22 protein-coding genes and 1 pseudogene are annotated in these 17,552 nt (G+C 40.6%); 15 read left to right on the top strand and 8 right to left on the bottom strand.

Going from position 1 to position 17,552, the window contains the following annotated elements; translation table 11 throughout:
* The first annotated feature begins 3 nt into the window (after window positions 1-3).
* The 15 genes and pseudogenes from F597_RS0105530 to F597_RS0105450 all read left to right on the top strand — a co-directional run bounded on the left by F597_RS0105530 (window position 4) and on the right by F597_RS0105450 (window position 8,841).
* Window positions 4-258: a type II toxin-antitoxin system ParD family antitoxin gene (locus F597_RS0105530; protein WP_019538727.1), complete on the top strand. Its 255-nt coding sequence runs from the start codon at window positions 4-6 to the stop codon at window positions 256-258.
* Window positions 248-547, top strand: coding sequence for a type II toxin-antitoxin system RelE/ParE family toxin (locus F597_RS0105525; protein WP_019538726.1), 300 nt, complete (start codon window positions 248-250; stop codon window positions 545-547). Before F597_RS0105530 ends, F597_RS0105525 begins: the two co-directional genes overlap by 11 nt.
* A gap of 2 nt (window positions 548-549) precedes the next feature.
* The gene (locus F597_RS0105520; protein WP_019538725.1) at window positions 550-942 is read left to right on the top strand and encodes a VOC family protein; all 393 of its coding nucleotides are present in this window, start codon (window positions 550-552) and stop codon (window positions 940-942) included.
* A 30-nt stretch (window positions 943-972) separates the two neighbouring features.
* The gene (locus tag F597_RS0105515) at window positions 973-1,803 is read left to right on the top strand and encodes a class I SAM-dependent methyltransferase (RefSeq protein WP_019538724.1); all 831 of its coding nucleotides are present in this window, start codon (window positions 973-975) and stop codon (window positions 1,801-1,803) included.
* A 105-nt stretch (window positions 1,804-1,908) separates the two neighbouring features.
* A complete protein-coding gene (locus F597_RS0105510) occupies window positions 1,909-2,364 on the top strand; it encodes a GNAT family N-acetyltransferase (RefSeq protein ID WP_019538723.1) in 456 nt (151 codons plus the stop codon).
* 82 nt (window positions 2,365-2,446) lie between these two features.
* The gene (locus tag F597_RS0105505; RefSeq protein ID WP_019538722.1) at window positions 2,447-2,854 is read left to right on the top strand and encodes a GNAT family N-acetyltransferase; all 408 of its coding nucleotides are present in this window, start codon (window positions 2,447-2,449) and stop codon (window positions 2,852-2,854) included.
* Between the two features lie 78 nt (window positions 2,855-2,932).
* Window positions 2,933-3,211, top strand: a pseudogene (arr, locus tag F597_RS20215) (NAD(+)--rifampin ADP-ribosyltransferase); the annotation flags it as partial.
* Between the two features lie 85 nt (window positions 3,212-3,296).
* A complete protein-coding gene (locus F597_RS0105495; protein WP_019538720.1) occupies window positions 3,297-4,103 on the top strand; it encodes a carbon-nitrogen hydrolase family protein in 807 nt (268 codons plus the stop codon).
* Between the two features lie 340 nt (window positions 4,104-4,443).
* Complete coding sequence (locus F597_RS0105485; protein WP_019538718.1) at window positions 4,444-4,911, top strand: helix-turn-helix transcriptional regulator; 468 nt, start codon at window positions 4,444-4,446, stop codon at window positions 4,909-4,911.
* A 113-nt stretch (window positions 4,912-5,024) separates the two neighbouring features.
* Window positions 5,025-5,528 (top strand): DUF4199 domain-containing protein, encoded by a 504-nt coding sequence (locus tag F597_RS0105480; RefSeq protein ID WP_019538717.1) that lies wholly within the window; start codon window positions 5,025-5,027, stop codon window positions 5,526-5,528.
* Between the two features lie 86 nt (window positions 5,529-5,614).
* Entirely contained in the window at window positions 5,615-6,052 is a 438-nt protein-coding gene (locus F597_RS20210; protein WP_019538716.1) for an SRPBCC family protein, read from the top strand.
* Between the two features lie 138 nt (window positions 6,053-6,190).
* Complete coding sequence (locus F597_RS0105470; protein ID WP_019538715.1) at window positions 6,191-6,724, top strand: dihydrofolate reductase family protein; 534 nt, start codon at window positions 6,191-6,193, stop codon at window positions 6,722-6,724.
* A gap of 38 nt (window positions 6,725-6,762) precedes the next feature.
* Window positions 6,763-7,197, top strand: coding sequence for a hypothetical protein (locus F597_RS0105465; protein ID WP_157278969.1), 435 nt, complete (start codon window positions 6,763-6,765; stop codon window positions 7,195-7,197).
* A 679-nt stretch (window positions 7,198-7,876) separates the two neighbouring features.
* The gene (locus tag F597_RS0105455) at window positions 7,877-8,341 is read left to right on the top strand and encodes an SRPBCC family protein (RefSeq protein WP_044060057.1); all 465 of its coding nucleotides are present in this window, start codon (window positions 7,877-7,879) and stop codon (window positions 8,339-8,341) included.
* Between the two features lie 110 nt (window positions 8,342-8,451).
* The gene (locus tag F597_RS0105450; protein ID WP_019538711.1) at window positions 8,452-8,841 is read left to right on the top strand and encodes a VOC family protein; all 390 of its coding nucleotides are present in this window, start codon (window positions 8,452-8,454) and stop codon (window positions 8,839-8,841) included.
* Window positions 8,842-8,892: 51 nt separating this feature from the next.
* Here F597_RS0105450 and argH read toward each other — a convergent pair whose 3' ends face one another.
* From argH to F597_RS0105410, 8 genes are all read right to left on the bottom strand, one after another.
* Window positions 8,893-10,188: an argininosuccinate lyase gene (argH, locus tag F597_RS0105445; protein WP_019538710.1), complete on the bottom strand. Its 1,296-nt coding sequence runs from the start codon at window positions 10,186-10,188 to the stop codon at window positions 8,893-8,895.
* 17 nt (window positions 10,189-10,205) lie between these two features.
* On the bottom strand, window positions 10,206-11,264 hold the full coding sequence (locus F597_RS0105440; RefSeq protein WP_019538709.1) for a M20/M25/M40 family metallo-hydrolase: 1,059 nt from the start codon (window positions 11,262-11,264) through the stop codon (window positions 10,206-10,208).
* A 173-nt stretch (window positions 11,265-11,437) separates the two neighbouring features.
* Window positions 11,438-12,226, bottom strand: coding sequence for an acetylglutamate kinase (gene argB, locus F597_RS0105435; RefSeq protein WP_019538708.1), 789 nt, complete (start codon window positions 12,224-12,226; stop codon window positions 11,438-11,440).
* Between the two features lie 89 nt (window positions 12,227-12,315).
* Window positions 12,316-13,269 carry an N-acetylornithine carbamoyltransferase gene (locus F597_RS0105430; protein WP_019538707.1) on the bottom strand — a complete coding sequence of 318 codons (954 nt, stop codon included), beginning with the start codon at window positions 13,267-13,269 and terminating at the stop codon, window positions 12,316-12,318.
* Window positions 13,266-14,390, bottom strand: coding sequence for an aspartate aminotransferase family protein (locus F597_RS0105425; RefSeq protein WP_019538706.1), 1,125 nt, complete (start codon window positions 14,388-14,390; stop codon window positions 13,266-13,268). Before F597_RS0105425 ends, F597_RS0105430 begins: the two co-directional genes overlap by 4 nt.
* Window positions 14,391-14,501: 111 nt before the next feature.
* Window positions 14,502-15,476: an N-acetyl-gamma-glutamyl-phosphate reductase gene (gene argC / locus F597_RS0105420; protein ID WP_019538705.1), complete on the bottom strand. Its 975-nt coding sequence runs from the start codon at window positions 15,474-15,476 to the stop codon at window positions 14,502-14,504.
* A complete protein-coding gene (gene argG, locus F597_RS0105415; RefSeq protein WP_019538704.1) occupies window positions 15,469-16,659 on the bottom strand; it encodes an argininosuccinate synthase in 1,191 nt (396 codons plus the stop codon). Before argG ends, argC begins: the two co-directional genes overlap by 8 nt.
* Complete coding sequence (locus tag F597_RS0105410; RefSeq protein WP_019538703.1) at window positions 16,656-17,273, bottom strand: GNAT family N-acetyltransferase; 618 nt, start codon at window positions 17,271-17,273, stop codon at window positions 16,656-16,658. Before F597_RS0105410 ends, argG begins: the two co-directional genes overlap by 4 nt.
* Between the last annotated feature and the right edge of the window lie 279 nt (window positions 17,274-17,552).

Raw genomic sequence — 17,552 nt, 5'->3', positions numbered from 1 at the left:
ATTATGGCTAAAAACACATCTATATTACTCGGAGAATATTTTGAGAACTTTATAAACGAACAAGTCAAATCGGGAAAATATGCATCGGCAAGTGAAGTGGTAAGAACCGCTTTACGTTTGTTTGAACAGCAGGAAAACAAGGCTAAAATTCTTGTAAACGAGTTGAAAGCAGGAGAGAAATCGGGAATAATTTCAAATTTTGACAGAGAAGAAGCACTCTCTCATCTTCATTCCAAGTATCTACACGATGAAATTTGAGATAAGCGGGAAAGCATTTGAAGATATTGAAAACATCTGGCTTTATACGGTTGAAACCTGGTGTGTGGAACAGGCTGACAGGTATTATAATCTGATTTTTGACGAAATTGAGTATATTGCAAAGAATCCGTTATCGGGAAGAGATTTCAATCATGTTCGAAAAAACTACAGATGTTCCAAAGTAAAATCTCATTTGATATTTTACAGATACAGGGAGTCGGATAAAATAGTGGAAATAATCAGAATACTTCATCAAAGTATGGATATTGAAGAGAGACTGAACGAATAAAAATGAAACACATTCAACTTATAGAAACCGTTCTTTATGTGAACGACCAGCAAGCAAGCGCGGATTTTTATACAAAAATATTCCGACGGCACCCTGATTTGAATGTTTCGGGAATGACAGAATTCCGACTTGCCGAAAACTGTAAATTAGGATTGATGCCAAACAAAGGAATTGCAAAAATTCTTTCGGGCAGAACACCACATCCGGATCAGGGAAACGGCATACCAAGATGTGAACTTTATTTGTATGTGGAAGACATAGAACTCGAGTCTGACAATGCGATTAACAGCGGAGCAAAACTTATCAGTCCGATTGAAGACAGAGATTGGGGTGATAAGGTTAGCTATTTTGCTGATTTGGATGGGCACATAATTGCATTTGCCAAAAAATTATAATTAAAAGGAGAATGAGAAACGATACCAACGATGAAAAAATATACAGAGGACGATTACGATTTGACTAAATATGCTGATGTCGGGGACGAATTACCTATTTGGTCTGCCCCATTCGGATTAAAATTACTTGACTACATTGATTATAAACATACTATTTCGGCTATTGATATTGGTTTTGGAACTGGCTTTCCACTTACAGAAATAGCGATGCGACTGGGAAATAGTTCTATCGTTTACGGAATAGATCCTTGGAAAGAAGCTGCTGTGCGGACAAAGAAAAAATTGGAGATTTATGGCATCGATAATGTCACACTTATTGACGGAGCAGCAGAGTCAATACCACTAAAAAACAACTCTATAGACTTGATAACAAGCAATAATGGCACGAATAATGTTAGAGACATAGATCAAGTGTTTCGTGAATGTGCCAGAATCATAAAGAAAAGAGGTCAATTCGTTCAAACAATGAATTTAGATACAAGTATGTTTGAGTTCTATGATATGTTGAAAGAAACGCTTACTGAACTCGGATTACAAAAAGAAATAGAGTCTGTCAATCAGCATATTTCTCAAAAACGTCCCGATGTTAAAACAATAACATATAAATTACAGGAAAATGGTTTCAGAATAAAAGATTTGGAATACGATCAATTTGATTATTTGTTTTCAGATGGAACAGCTATGTTGAATCATTATTTTATCCGAATTGCATTTATGGGTTCATGGAGAAAACTTTTACCAATGGAGTCAGTCGAAAAGATTTTTGATATTATTGAAGAAAAATTGAATCAACAAGCCAAATTATTGGGAAAACTTAGATTAAGTATTCCGTTTGTATTGATAAATGCAATAAAAGAATGAATTAATGTAATTAAAGGTTCGTAACTAATTCTTTATTTATCAATATGTTATAGGTGCGTAAATTAAAGGGGAATTTTATTTGAGAAATTTAATACAGAACAAGATATGACAATTGAAGTTGAACGGACAAATTCTGAAAATGAAGATTTTCGTAAGTTAGTTTCTGAATTGGAAGATCATTTGACATGTGGAGACGAAAAAGTTCATTCTGAATGCAAACAATACAATAAGCTTGAATCCATAAAACACGTAATTGTTGTATATATTGATAAAAAAGCTATCGGTTGTGGTGCGATACGAAAATATGACCACGATACAATCGAAATAAAAAGGATGTTCGTATCCAAAAATACACGGAAAAAAGGAGTTGGAACTAAAATATTGATAGAACTAGAAACCTGGGCAAAAGAGTTAGGATATAAAAAAAGCATTTTGGAAACAGGGACTATGCTACCTGAAGCTATAGGACTCTATAAAAGGAACAATTACATTCAAGTTCCCAATTACGGACAATATAAAGGTATGGAAAAAAGCCTTTGTTTTGCCAAAAGGCTATATTAAGGAAAGGAACATTAGAATTCATAAATAATACACCGTTATAGACAAGCGGGATACGAAAACTCAACAAAACAGGTTTATAAATATGAAAGAAATTCAATACAAAACAACTAAAAACTTCTCGGAAAATGAATTAAAAGACTTATTTCTTTCGGTGAATTGGTCCTCGGGCAATTATCCCGATAAGTTGGTAATTGCAATGGAAAACTCTTCTTCTGTTTTCACAGCTTGGGATGGAGAAAGATTAGTAGGACTTATTAATGTGTTAGATGACGGAATTATGACAGCCTACGTGCATTATTTATTGATAAACCCTGAATTTCAAGGGAAAGGAATTGGAAAAAGTTTAGTAAACTATGTCAAGGACAAATACAAGGATTATCTCCGGATCGTGTTAATTGCGTATGAGAAAGAAACGCCATTTTATAAAAATATGGGGTTTGAAATCGGAGATGAAAAAGCACCGATGTTTATAACTTCACTATGGACATAGGTGTATTTTGGCAACGAGTTAAAATCCAATACATATAATCCAAACTATTGGTAATGGAAATTTCCTGCTCAAAGTCCTTTTTCTCAGACTTACTTTCACGGGACAAAAGTTGACCTGAAAAATGGCGACTTGATAGAAACAGGTATTAGCTCAAACTATGGACGAAATAATAAAGCGAAATATATCTATCTGGCAGCAACTTTGGACGCTGCTGTTTGGGGTGCTGAACTTGTATTGGGTGAAGGACGGGAAAGAGTTTATTTAGTAGAACCAACAGGAACAATCGAGGACGACCCTGACTTGACTGACAAAAAATTTCCCGGCAATCCAACAATGTCTTACCGTTCAAAACATCCGTAAATGTAAAAGAATGGCGATAAGCATTTTGGACAGTTTATCCGATACAGCTATATTTGTGTTGAATAAGTGAGAAATTAGATTTATGAAGATCGGTTTTTTTCAATATGATGTTTTTTGGAGAGATAGAGAGGCAAATTTATCTTATATAGACTCAAAAATCAAAGATTCAAAATTTGATTTATTGGTTCTTCCTGAATTATTTACAAGTGGATACGCTTTTGAATCAGTAGAAGAATTAATTCCTTTTGCCGAAAACTTAGATGAAAGCCACACTGTTTGTTGTTTAACAAATATGGCAAAGAAAAGCGGCGGATATATAACAGGAACAATACCTGAGTTAAGTGAAGGTAAGCTTTACAACACTTCAATTATCGTTGGTCCTGAGGGATTAATAGGTTCTTACCGAAAAATTCATTTACCGGATTATGAGAAACGAGCTTTTGTATCAGGAAATAGTATTATCTCGTGTAATTGTGGAGGAAGAGAGGTCGGCCTGACAATTTGTTTTGATGTATGGTTTGCACCTCTAAGTTCTGATTTAAAGTTGCAAGGAGTGAGTATCATTTGCCATTCCGCATGTTTTGGCGGAGAAGTTACTCCCACAATTATTCCTATACGGGCATTGGAAAACCAATGTTTTTATGTTAGTTGTAATCGAATTGGTACCGAAAAGTTTGATGGAGAGTTTGAATCATATTGTGGTAAAAGTCAGATTGTGAGTCCTGATGGAAAGGTCTTGGCTTACGCGGGTAATGAAGAAATGCTTTGTTTTGTTAATATAGACCTCTCTGAAGTAGATAATCCTGCTTTTAGCAGTTTGATTACAAAAGACTTTATGACGGAACATAGAAAGTATAATATTAATATAAAAGCTAATTACCAGTATTAAACTTTATACTCTAAACATAAACCCCGAACCCGTTAGAAACAAGTGTATTCAAAATTACATCCAAAAAGGCGGTGGATGGAAAATCAGCTAATGTCCTATTGGTAATAGGCAGATTGGCGAGCTATTATAAGCCCCCCAAAAACAACAAAATACGCATAAATGCAAAAGAATAGAAATGAGTATTTTGGATAATTTACCTGATGCATATATATTTGCGTTTAGAAAAGAATGTCGCAAAGATTGGTGTACGCAAAATAGATCTCGTATTTACGAATGTTGTATATTGCGTAAATTGGACGGTAGCGGCAAACAAACTTAACAGCATAACCCAAAATAAACAATGACACTCTTAAGAGACTTTAGACATATCATTTTATACGGATTGGTATTAGCGATTTTGATTTTTGTTCTGAAATGGTTGCAATGGAAATTCTTAATCGTTGACAACGCTATAGATATCTATATCGGTCTTGTTGCAGTCTTTTTTACAGTATTGGGGATTTGGGTAGCAACACAGCTTGTAAAACCCAAAGTGCAAACCGTAATTGTAGAGAAAGAAGTATTTGTAGCTCAACCCGAAGAGTTTACAATCAACGAAACCGAATTGAAGAAACTCAATTTAAGCAGTCGTGAATATGAAGTACTGCAGCTTTTGTCAAAGGGATACAGCAATACGGACATTGCAGAAAGTTTATTTCTCTCATTGAGTACGATAAAAACTCACGTTTCCAACCTCTATTTAAAAATGGACGTGAAAAGCAGAACACAGGCAATAGATAAGGCTAAAAGACTGAAAATAATAGAGTAATAAGACTCATGCTTTAGTATGAAACTCATTGAAAATCAAATTTTGAAACTAAAGTATGACCCCAATCTCATTTTTTGATTTTAGTTTTGCAGCGAATTTTAAAAATTAAACAGATGAGAAAAATAGTATTGATTTTTGGTCTGATCATCGGGACAATCTTATGTGCCAATATGATCGTAATGGTAAATATGATGTACAGTAACCCCGATTTCAAGGGTAATGATGTTCTCGGCTATGCTGCCATGGTGGTGCTTTTCTCGCTCATTTTCTTTGGTATCAGGAATTACCGGAACAAATACCTTGACGGATTTATTTCCTTTGGAAAAGCTTTTAAAACAGGAGTTTTAATTGCATTGTTAGGCTCTACAATGTATGTTGTCGTTTGGTTGTTTTATTATTACTTGTTTGTTCCCGACTTTATTGACGTATATACTTCCTATGTTTTGGACAACTGTTCGGAGGCTGATTTGCAGTCCAAAACCGCAGAAATGGCAAACTTCAGGGAAATGTATAAAAATCCGCTTTTCGTGATTTTGATTACCTATTCGGAAGTATTGCCCATCGGATTAATAGTTGCATTGGTGAGTTCACTCATTTTAAAAAGGAAAAAACAATGAAACAGCACATGGCAACCTTGTTTATTTATTTTTCATTATTTTTTTCGTAATAGCACAAATAAAAGAAAATTCAACACAAGGGAAAAATGAAAAAACTTAAAATAGAAAGAGAGTTTAACGTAGTTCCTGAAAAAGTTTTCGGAGCATTTACCAATCCCCGGGAAATGAGAGTTTGGTGGACACAAGACACTCAATTTGATATAGACTTACGGGTTGGCGGACATTATACTATAACCAGAGAAGAAGGTGGGGTAATCTACAGAATGACAGGAGAGTATATGGAAATAGAGCACCCCGGCAAACTCAAATACACTTGTGCAATGCCGGATTTCTCACCAATCGTGGATACTATTTCAATAGAAATTTACTCAAACGGAAAAGGTGGTTCAAAAATGATTTTCATTCAGGAAGGAGAAGGTATTGACACTGAACTGAAAGAATTACCTGAAGGAACAGCTTCCGAGAGTGAAAAGGGGTGGCAATTAGGATTTGACTTAATGGAACAATCTTGGAAAAACGACTAATGGATAAAAATAAAAGCGAGAATAAACCAAATGGCAAGGACATTCGCCGGAACAAGTAAAAGCAATGAAAGAAGGGTTAGCAAAGCTTGCAGAGCAAGGTATTGAAGCAATTGAGGACTAAGTAATAATAAAAGAACAATGCGAACATTAACGATATACATAGCGACAAGTCTGGACGGATACATTGCCAAGCCCAATGACGACCTTAGTTTTTTGAAAGTAGTAGAAAAAGAGGATGAAGATTATGGTTATAACGAATTTACCAAAACTATTGACACCATAATTCTTGGCAGAAGAACTTACGATTGGGTTCTTAAAGAAATTGGCCCTTCTTACTATGATAACGGAGAAAGAAATGTGTATGTTATTACAAGAACAGAAAGGCCGAATGTGGGAAGAACAATATTCTATACAAAAAACCTAACTGAATTAGTCCAACAACTAAAAGCAGAAAACGGAAAGAATATTTATTGTGACGGTGGAGCGGAAATAATAAATGAACTTTTGAAAAATGACTTGATAGACGAGTTTGTTATTTCAATTATCCCTGTATTGGTTGGTAACGGGATACGACTTTTCAAAGACGGAAGACCCGAACAACAACTTGAACTTGTAAGTGTAAAAACCTACGACACGGGGTTAACGCAACTGCATTACAAACGGAAAAAATAATAGATTAATACACTAATAGAGAAATAGCGAACCGCCAAATGACTAAAGATACACCATCCAGAAGGACAATAGCTCGAAAAATGGGCATTAGTCAAAATGACAGAGCATTTTTCGTAAATGCTGACTCAAAAGCTATGGACAATATTGAACTGCCTTTGCTTGACATTCCGACCACAATTGAAGAAGAATTTGATTACATACATCTGTTTGTAAAAACGCAGTCAGAGTTTGCCGAGCACTTTCCCAAACTAAAGAATCACCCGAAACCGGACGGAATGATGCGGGTATCCTGGCCCAAAGCCGGGAAATTAGGAACTGACTTGAACCTGAAAATAGTAATAAAACTGGGCTATGATTTTGGCCTTGTTGAAAGCACCTGCTTAAGTATTAACGAAATATGGTCAGGATTAAAATTTACTCATCCCAAAAAAGGGAAAATATATAACAATAGTTATGGTAAACTGAACGTATGAAAACAAAGTCCTGATAATATCATATTGGCGATAGACGGACGGAAATACTACTTAAAATTTTTACTACCTTTGAACAGACGAACTTGTGCAAGAATTGAAAAATGCAAGAAACTTTTCCCGTAAACGAGAAGAATTATGAAATAGTCTGATGGAATCGAATTGTTATCGAAGATTGGACAGGCGACTAACGGATAAAAATAAAGTCTTTTACGCATGTGATAAATTCCCTGTTTACGAATGTCATATAGAGATAATGATACAAGAAAGTATTACGGAGTAACAAAAAAATATTCAATATATTTACAACTTATTGAATAATAAACAACAAGACTATGATACAGAAAGGATTTCTGACAAAAGACAGAAAACGAGCATTAAAAAGTACTCGTTATGTTTCAATTGCGAGCCAATCAGTACTATACTTGGGTGTAGTAATTTTGATTTCAGCTTTAATTTATATGATTGCTAATGTAGCTAGAGCAGATGCGATAATTAGCATATGGCTTCCATTTATGATTGCAGGAGTATTCCTGGTATTTATTAGCCAAATGATTAAATGGAAATATTTGAGAGTCCAAAGATAAAAACAACTGTGCCCAACAGCACGAACTGTTAGTGACCATTGTAACAGACGACATCCGACAACAAAGACAAAAGATAAAATTCCAAGGAAAAGAAAATGGCAGAAATAAAAATTCCAACAGTAGAATGTCAGATGATGATAAGAAAACCCGTTTCGACAGTTTTTCAGGCATTCATTGACCCGGCAATAACCACCAAATTTTGGTTTACCAAATCGAGTGGACAACTTGAAACAGGTAAAACAATTACTTGGCAATGGGAAATGTATGGTGTATCTGACAACATAAAAGTAAAAGAAATTATACCCAATCAAAAAGTAACAATTGAATGGGACAATCCTGCCACAACGGTTGATTTTGAGTTTACAGCATTGACAGAAGAAACGACCTATGTGATAATCAGGAATTATGGTTTTAGCCAAAAAGGTGATGATTTAATTGAAGCAATCAAGAACAATACAGGTGGTTTTACAACTGTATTGGACGGACTGAAAGCTTATTTAGAGTTTGGAATTGAACTGAATTTGGTAAAAGACAAATTTCCGCATATCAGACAAAAATAAAAAAATGAACTTCAGGAAGATGAAAAAGTCAGAATTGTTTTGATGATTAAATCTATCTCATATCAAAAAATATACTAATAAAAGATTTATAATGAGGAAAGGAGCAGTATATGAATAACATACCTGTAATCAAATTAAAGTCAATCGTACTTGATTGCCCCGATATTCAGGCTTTGTCTGATTTTTATATCCGGATGCTTGGATGGGAAAAGGATTTTATAGAAGAAGGAGATTTTCTGGACATCCGTTCTCCGTCGGGTGGTGTTAAGATCGCCTTTCAAACCAACCCCGACTACGTTCCGCCTGTTTGGCCGGAAAAGGCTGGTGCGCAGCAACAGATGTTACACATCGACTTTACGGTACAAAGTAGGGAAGATATGGAACGTGCTGTGAAACACGCAATTTCATGCGGCGCAACGAAAGCAGCGATCCAATATAGCGACGAGTGGACAGTTATGCTTGACCCCGTGGGACATCCGTTCTGTTTTGTCGTGGGGTAATATTTATATTCACGTCATCACAGACCGAGTATATAAAGACCATACATTTTGTTACCTGATAGGCTCTGAAGCTTTCTCCATCTTCTTTCTGATCTCTTCCGTACAGAGATTGCCGACACTGCCGGCGTGGGTATGGTGTATTTCTTTCGGGGCACGGAAAGAACCGGCCTGTACTTCTTTACCTACCTGCTGATAAGCTTCTCTGAACGGAATACCCTGTAATACACGGTTGTTCACCTCTTCTACGGTAAAGAGGTATTCATATCGTGGGTCGGAGAGAATGTCTTTGTTAACCGAAATATTTTCCAGCATGAAACATGTCATCTGTAAAAGCCTGTGAAGGGTTTCTAACGCCGGGAAGAGTACTTCCTTCAGCAACTGGTAGTCACGATGATAGCCGTGCGGCATATTGGTGGTCATCAATGCAATTTCATTGGGCAGGCTCTGCAGTCGGTTACTGTGACCCCGGATCAGTTCCCACACGTCGGGATTCTTTTTGTGTGGCATAATACTCGATCCCGTGGTCAGCTCGTCGGGATAGGAAATAAATCCATAGTTTCCCGAAAGATACATACAGTTATCTGCGGCCAGCTTGTTGAGTGTGGAAGCAATATTCGACATGCTTTGGGCCAGGATCCGTTCAGTCTTGCCACGTCCCATCTGGGCAGCAACAACGTTGTAGCTCATAGTTGCGAATCCCAGTTCGCGGGTGGTCATCTCCCGATCCAATGGGAAAGAACTGCCATAACCGGCGGCCGATCCCAATGGATTCTGATCGGCTACCTGCCATGCTGCCGCAAGCGTATGCATGTCGTCTGCCAACGATTCGGCATAGGCACCGAACCACAACCCGAAAGAAGAGGGCATCGCAATCTGTCCGTGCGTGTAACCGGGCAGCAATACCTCTTTATGTTGTTCGCTGAGTGACTGCAACAAATTGAACAGTTGAATTACCTCCTCCTTGATCTGCAGGATTTCCTCTCTGAGATAAAGCTTGATATCGACCAATACCTGGTCGTTACGGGAACGGCCTGAATGGATCTTTTTGCCCATTTCTCCCAGCCTCCCGGTCAGCATCGCTTCTACCTGCGAGTGGATGTCTTCGGCATCGTTGTCGAGCCTGAAATTTCCCTGTGCCACCTCTGCCAGGATATTTTGCAGTTCGGTTCGTAGTACCTTCTCCTCTTCTGCTTCCAGAAGGCCGATTTTCACCAGCATTTTGATATGCGCCATCGAGCCCAGGATATCATATTTTGCCAAACGCAGGTCGAGTTCACGGTCGTTTCCTACGGTAAAATCTTCCACTCTCTGATTGGCATCAAAGCCTTTATCCCATATTTTTGCCATATCTTTTTTATGTTTTGTTACTTCATTAAATTCTTTATAAAACGGATATATCCTTCGATACCCTGTTTCAGTTCATCTATCAACACGAACTCATCGGGGCGGTGGGAACGTGCTGATTCTCCAGGCCCCATTTTCAGGGCAGGGCAGGTGACCCTCATCCAGTCCGATGTGGTCGGGGAGGTATAGCTTTCAATACCGAGTTGTTGTACGCATTGCATTAACAGGTGATCAGTTGGTGTGGCTGAGCTCCGATTGGTAAGCGAGCGTGCTTTCAGTTCGCTTTTCACTTTCGGTTGCAGTATCTCCATGATCTCGCTGTTGGTGTACATTTCTGTGGGTCGAATATCCACCACAAAACTGCACCGGTCCGGAACCACATTGTGTTGTGTGCCGGCATTGATCTGCGTGACGGTTAGTTTTACCTCTCCCATCGTGGGTGATATTTTGTCGAACTTCATCGATCTTAGGACGGCAATATCGTCCAGTGCAATATAGAGTGCGTTTACTCCCTCGTTACGGGCTGCATGACCGCTCACCCCCTTCGCTTCCCCGTCGATCACCAGCAATCCTCTTTCAGCTATGGCTGCTCTCATACCGGTTGGTTCCCCGATAATAGCCATATCCACTTCGCCCGAGAGTTTCTGCCAAAGCAACGTCATTCCATTCGGACCGGAGTTTTCCTCTTCCGCGGACAAAGCCAGTAAGAGATTAACAGGTAGTTCCTTTTCGTAGAAATATAAGAATGTCTGCAGCAGAGTAACCACACTAGCTCCCGCATCATTACTCCCCAGTCCGTAAACATGTGAATCGGAGTGGGGTGGGGTGAACGGATCGAATGTATATCCGGCGTTCGGTTGAACAGTATCGAGATGCGAGTTCATCATCAGCGTGGGTTTCGATACGTCGTGATGGGTTTGACGGACAATCAGGTTATTGCCGATACGCTCTGTGGAAATCCCTTTTTCATTGAAATATTCCGTCAGAAAATTGCTCCGCAGATGCTCCTCTCCGGAAAATGATTGGATAGAAACCAGTTTCCTTAACAGTTCAACCGCGTTTTGTGTAAAAGTATCCATAAGAAATTACTAGTTGCAAATTGGCACTTTCTGTGAGTTTGTAGCCAAGGCTTTTTGTAAATTAAAAACTAAAAGTGAAAAAAGGTAGACTCTACTTCCCATTTCTAAGTTTCGAGTTCTAAGTTTTATCACATCAATAAATCTTCACATTATCACATCGTTAAATCATCACATCAGCCTAACACCGTCCCTTTTCCGGATAATAAGTTTTTCGCATGTAAAACCACCACTTTCGATACGCCATTCTCTATTGCCCTGAAAGAATTGTCCAGTTTTGGGATCATACCGTCGACGATAATACCCTTTTGTTTGTATGTTTCATACTCTTCCCTGGTCATCATCGGAATCATACTGGCCGGATCGTTCACATCCATCATTACTCCTTCTTTCTCGAAGCAATAATAGATCGTAACAAGATACTTTTCTGAAAGTGCTGTTGCTAATGTATAGGCGATGGTATCGGCGTTTGTGTTCAGTAATGAACCGTTACCGTCGTGCGTGATGGCGCAAAACACTGGAGTGATGCTACTCTCTATCAGTTGAGAGATAAAATCCGTGTTGGTTTTATCCGGATCAGGATCGCCGGCAAAACCAAAATCGATCGGTACAGGAGAGCGACGTATTGCCGGAATGGTGTTGGCATCGGCACCTGAGAGCCCGATGGCATTACATCCTGTTTTTTGTAGTAATGCCACTATATTTTTGTTTCCCCATCCTGCATATACCATGGTAACCAATTTCAGGGTTTCTTCGTCGGTGATGCGGCGGCCATGTATCATTTTGGTCTCGATCCCAAGTTGTTCTGCCATCTTGGATGCCATCACCCCCCCGCCGTGTACCAAGAGTTTATGCCCTTCGAGTTGATGAAAGTCATTCAGGAAGAGTTCCAGTGCTTCCGGATTATCTACTATATTTCCCCCGATCTTTACAATTGAAAGGGCTGCTTTTTTGCTCTCTGTCATAATTTATATAGATTGATTCAGATTGGATAGGATTGAAGAAGGTTGATTAGTGACTTACGGATATGCTGACCTTCCCACCTTTCCACCTTTTACAGTCCCAGCAATATCTCTTTCAGTATCACTTGTGCTGAAACCACACGGTTAGCCGCTTCTGGGATCACAATCGATTGTGGGCTTTCGATCACCTCGTCGCTGACGATCATGTTACGGCGTACCGGCAGACAATGCATAAAATAAGCGTTATTAGTCAGGGCCATTTTTTCGGTGTCTACAGTCCATGCACGGTCGGTACTTAAAATTTTTCCATAGTTCGGATCCTGGTATGCCGCCCAGTTTTTGGCATAAATAAAGTCGGCTCCTTTGTAAGCTTTCTCTTTATCGTATTCCACTACGGCCTTACCGACAAACTTGTTGTCGAGTTCATATCCTTCGGGATGGGTGATCACGAATTCATAGCCGGCAGCGTTCATCCACTCGGCAAATGAGTTGGGAACCGCCTGGGGTAACGCGCGTGGATGGGGTGCCCAGGTGAGTACCACTTTCGGCTTCTCTGTTTTTTTATATTCTTCAATAGTGATCAGGTCGGCAAAACTTTGCAATGGATGACGTGTAGCTGCCTCCATACTGAAGACCGGTTTACCCGAATATTGTATAAACTGATTCAGTATGACTTCATTATAATCAGAAGCCTTGTTTTCGAACTGGGCAAAAGAGCGTACCCCGATCACATCGCAGTAAGAGCCCATCACGGGGATCGCTTCCAGGATATGTTCCGGTTTATCTCCATCCATAATGACTCCTTTTTCGGTCTCTAACTTCCAGGCGCCTTGATTGATATCGAGTACAATTACGTTCATGCCGAGGTTCAATGCCGCTTTCTGGGTGCTCAGGCGGGTACGCAGGCTTGAATTGAAAAAGATCATCAACAAGGTTTTATTTTTACCCAGTTCCTGGTCTGCAAAAGGGTTCTCTTTGACGTGTTTTGCCTTTGCAAGTGCACTTTTCAGGTCTCCGATGTCATGCACGGATGTGAAGTTTCTCATATCAATTTATCTTTTAGTTCAGTAATAAAAATATCGATTTCTGCTTTTGATATCGAAAGTGGAGGTAACAGACGCATCACGTTGTTCTTTGCCCCGCCGGTAAAAATATGGCTTTCAAAAAGAAGCCGGTTGCGAACGGCACCAAATTCCGGAAGGAATTCGATACCGAGCATCAATCCCCGTCCACGGATCTCCGTGATACCATTTATTTCCGATAGCTCCTGTTTCAGATAATTACCCATATCCGCTGCATTTTCCACCAGCGACTCTGCTTTCAATACATCGAGAACCGCAATGGCAGCTGCACAAGCCAAATGATTGCCTCCGAAAGTGGTTCCGAGTATTCCCTTTTTTGCTTCGAATTTGGATGAGATGAGTAAACCTCCGATCGGAAAGCCGTTACCCATCCCTTTGGCCATCGTAATTAAGTCGGGTCGTATGCCGGCTGATTGATGAGCAAAGAATTGTCCACTGCGACCGTAACCCGATTGTATCTCGTCGAGGATCAATATTACGTCGTTTTGCCTACAGAGAAGTGCCAGTTGTTGCAAGAATAAAGTTTCCGGAGTAAAAATACCGGCAACACCGAGGATACCTTCGATAATAACTGCCGCTACATCACCTTTCAGGATTTCAGCTTTCACTGCTTCTATATCATTGAGTGGCACAAAGGTGACCTCATGCCCTGTGTTGAAAGGAGCTTGAATGGCCGGATTCTCCGTAACAGCGACCGCACCGGAGGTGCGTCCGTGGAATGCCCCGTGGAACGCAATCACGCGTTTTTTTCCGGTATGGAACGATGCCAGTTTTAACGCATTTTCATTGGCTTCGGCACCGGAATTACATAGAAAAAGCGAATAGTCGGGATAACCGGACTGCTCTCCCAGTTTATTGGCCAGTTCCTGCTGTAAAGAGTTCTGTACCGAGTTGGAGTAGAAGCCGATCTTCTCCACCTGGTCCTGCACCGCTTTTACATAATGGGGATGGGAGTGTCCGATGGAGATCACTGCATGTCCGCCGTAAAGGTCGAGATACTTCGTTCCTTCATTATCCCATACATGACAACCCTGTGCCCGTATCGGTTCAATCTCCCATAAACTATATACGTCGAATAGATTCATCTTGTCAAATTGAAAATTGAAAATTGAAAATGAAAAGTGAAGAAAGAATTTGGGAAGTTTGATTTGGGATGTTGCCTAATCACTTTTCCACCTTCCCACTTTCCCACTTTATCAAAACGCGCTTCCTTTCAGTTTCAGCCCTGTCGTTTCATCCAGTCCGAACATCAGATTCATATTTTGTACTGCCTGTCCTGACGCACCTTTTACGAGGTTATCGGTAATCGAGGTAATATGGATATAGCCGTTATGAAACTCGATATGTAATAATCCCTTGTTGGTGTTTACCACCTCTTTCAGACTGATGGGCTGTTTGGAAACAAACACGAATGGAGATGACCGGTAATACTCTTCGTAAAGATCGATCACAGCCGATTCCGACATGTTCTTATCCCATCTTGTATATACGCTGGCGAAAATACCACGAGTGAAATCGCCCCGCATTGGTACGAAGTTGATCTGCGGTAGGTCGCTGTTACCCGCGCTCGTCAATGTGTTGGCGATCTCTTCCAGATGCTGATGTGTGAATGGCTTATATACGGAGATATTATTGTCGCGATAACTGAAGTGAGTTGTATCGGCCGGCCGTTTCCCTGCACCCGTGGAACCTGTAATGGCGTGTATATGTATTTCGTTTGTCAATAGATTCCGGGATGCCAGCGGCAATAGTGCCAGCATGATGGTCGTGGCAAAACAGCCTGGATTGGCCACACTATCTGCCGTGCGGATCTGTTCGCGATTTTGTTCGCACAGTCCGAACACAAAATTCCTGTCGTTAAATACCGGATTATTGCGGAAATCATTTCCAAGATCGATGATCTTGCATGAGGGAGGAATATCGTTGTCATTCAGAAATGCACGTGACAGTCCATGTCCCAGGCAAAGGAATAGCACATCGGGTTGACGGAAAGTGTCGCTAAAGACCAGATCGGTCTCACCCAACAGATCACGGTGCATCTCCGCTACGGGCATCCCCACCGAGGTGGTGCTGATGACCGTTTCTATATTGACTTCAGGATGGCGGAGCAGGATACGAAGCAGTTCGCCTGCCGTATAGCCGGTTCCGCCTGCTATACTTACGTTAATCATTGTCGTGAATGGTATAATAAATTTTCAACGGGTTAGCGATCACTTTTGTGAATCCTACTACATCCTGTCCGGAGAACGATTTGTTGGTCTCTCCGTATTCGCCGAATTTAGAGTTCATCAGGTCGTATTCGCTGGAACATCCCAATATCGCAAAATGGTAGGGACGTAATTCTATTTCCACATCACCGGTCACAAACTGCTGGGTGTCGTCGAGGAAAGTCTCGATATTACGCATCACGGGCTCCAGATATTGTGCTTCGTGCATGAGTTGTCCATACCAGTTGGAGAGCTGGTCTTTCCAGTAGAGTTGCTGTTTGGTCAGTACATGTTTTTCCAACAGATGATGCGCCTTGACGATGATCAGTGGAGCAGGCGCTTCAAAAGCGACACGCCCTTTGGTGCCGATGATAGTATCACCTACGTGAACATCACGGCCGATACCGTATTTGGAAGCTATTTTGTGTAGTGTGTGAATTAATGTAACAGGCTCCATCTTTTCGCCGTTCAGTGAGACCGGTTCGCCTTTTTCAAATCCCAGAGTGATGCGTTCCGTACCCCAGTCGGTCACCTGCGACGGATATGCCTCTTCGGGGAGGACACCCGATGATTTCAACGTCTCCACACCGCCTACGCTGGTACCCCATATACCCTGGTTGATGGAATATTTCGATTTCTCCCACGAGAAGTCGAAACCTTTCTCTTTCAGGTAGTCGATCTCCTGCTGACGGGAGAGACTCAGTTCGCGGATCGGTGCAAGGATTTGTACCTCCGGTGCCAGCACTTCAAATACAAGATCGAAACGTACCTGGTCGTTTCCGGCTCCCGTACTCCCATGAGCCACAAAATCGGCGCCGATCTTTTTTACATGATCCAGCACCGCCATTGCCTGAAAAAAACGCTCGGAACTGACCGACAACGGATAGGTGTTATTCTTTAATATGTTACCATAGATCAGGTATCTGATGCCTTTCTCATAATAATCTTCAACAGCATTGATACAGGTGTGCGTGGTAGCGCCCAGTTTTAGGGCCCGTTCTTCAATCGATTTTGCTTCTTCATCGGAAAACCCGCCGGTATTCACAATCACAGTGTGTACTTCCAGTCCTTTCTCATTGATCAGCCAGGGTACACAGAAGGAGGTATCGAGGCCGCCACTAAATGCTAATACTACTTTTTTCTTCATTTTTTATGCAATTTATTGGTTTTCTTTATTTTGATGACCGGTTTAACCACTCTTTTGGCGAAGGGGCTCGCCTGCTGTACCGGATGCACTTTGGGGTCGTAAAGCAACCCTGTACATAAGCACATTTTGTAGTTATTACGTTGTAGGATATCGAAATTCCGGCATCCCTGGCATCCTTTCCAGAACTCTTCATCGTCAGTCAGTTCTGAAAAAGTGACCGGTTTGAATCCCAGCTCCGTATTCATTTTCATCACAGCCAGGCCGGTAGTGATACTGAATATTTTGGCGTTGGGATAGAGTTTACGGGAGAGATCGAAAATTCTTCGTTTGATCTTCTTTGCCAGTCCCTGGTTGCGGTAATCGGGATGTACCACCAGTCCTGAGTTAGCCACAAAACGTTTGTGGCTGAAAGTTTCAATATAGGCAAAGCCCACGAGTTTATCACCATCGAGGGCGATTACCGCTTTGCCGGCCTCGATCTTTTCAGCAATATACTCAGCACTGCGCTTGGCAATACCGGTACCGCGTGCTTGCGCCGACTCGTAAATCAAATCGCAAATCTCTTGCGCATAACCTACGTAGCCGCTATTGGCTATATGAATAATAACATTCATCCTAAAACAATAAAAAATTAATGGGTTGTTGGTAGAGTGATGCCCGAAGGCGAAAAAAGATAAAAGGGGAAATGGTACGGAAACCGGAGTCTCCGTATAGGTCAAAAGCATCGTCGGACTAAAACTGTTGCTTTGGGGTAGTGTGTATGTGAAAAATATATTTTCATCAGGCTGCAAAATTAATCATTATATTTGTATTTATCGATACTTTGATGAGAAATATTGCTTTTTTCTTCAAAAATAGGCAAACTGATTTTTTATTTCCCCAAAAAATACAAA

It is taken from the genome of Proteiniphilum acetatigenes DSM 18083 (assembly GCF_000380985.1).
Taxonomy (GTDB): Bacteria; Bacteroidota; Bacteroidia; order Bacteroidales; family Dysgonomonadaceae; genus Proteiniphilum; species Proteiniphilum acetatigenes.
This window is presented reverse-complemented; position numbering and strand designations above follow the sequence as displayed.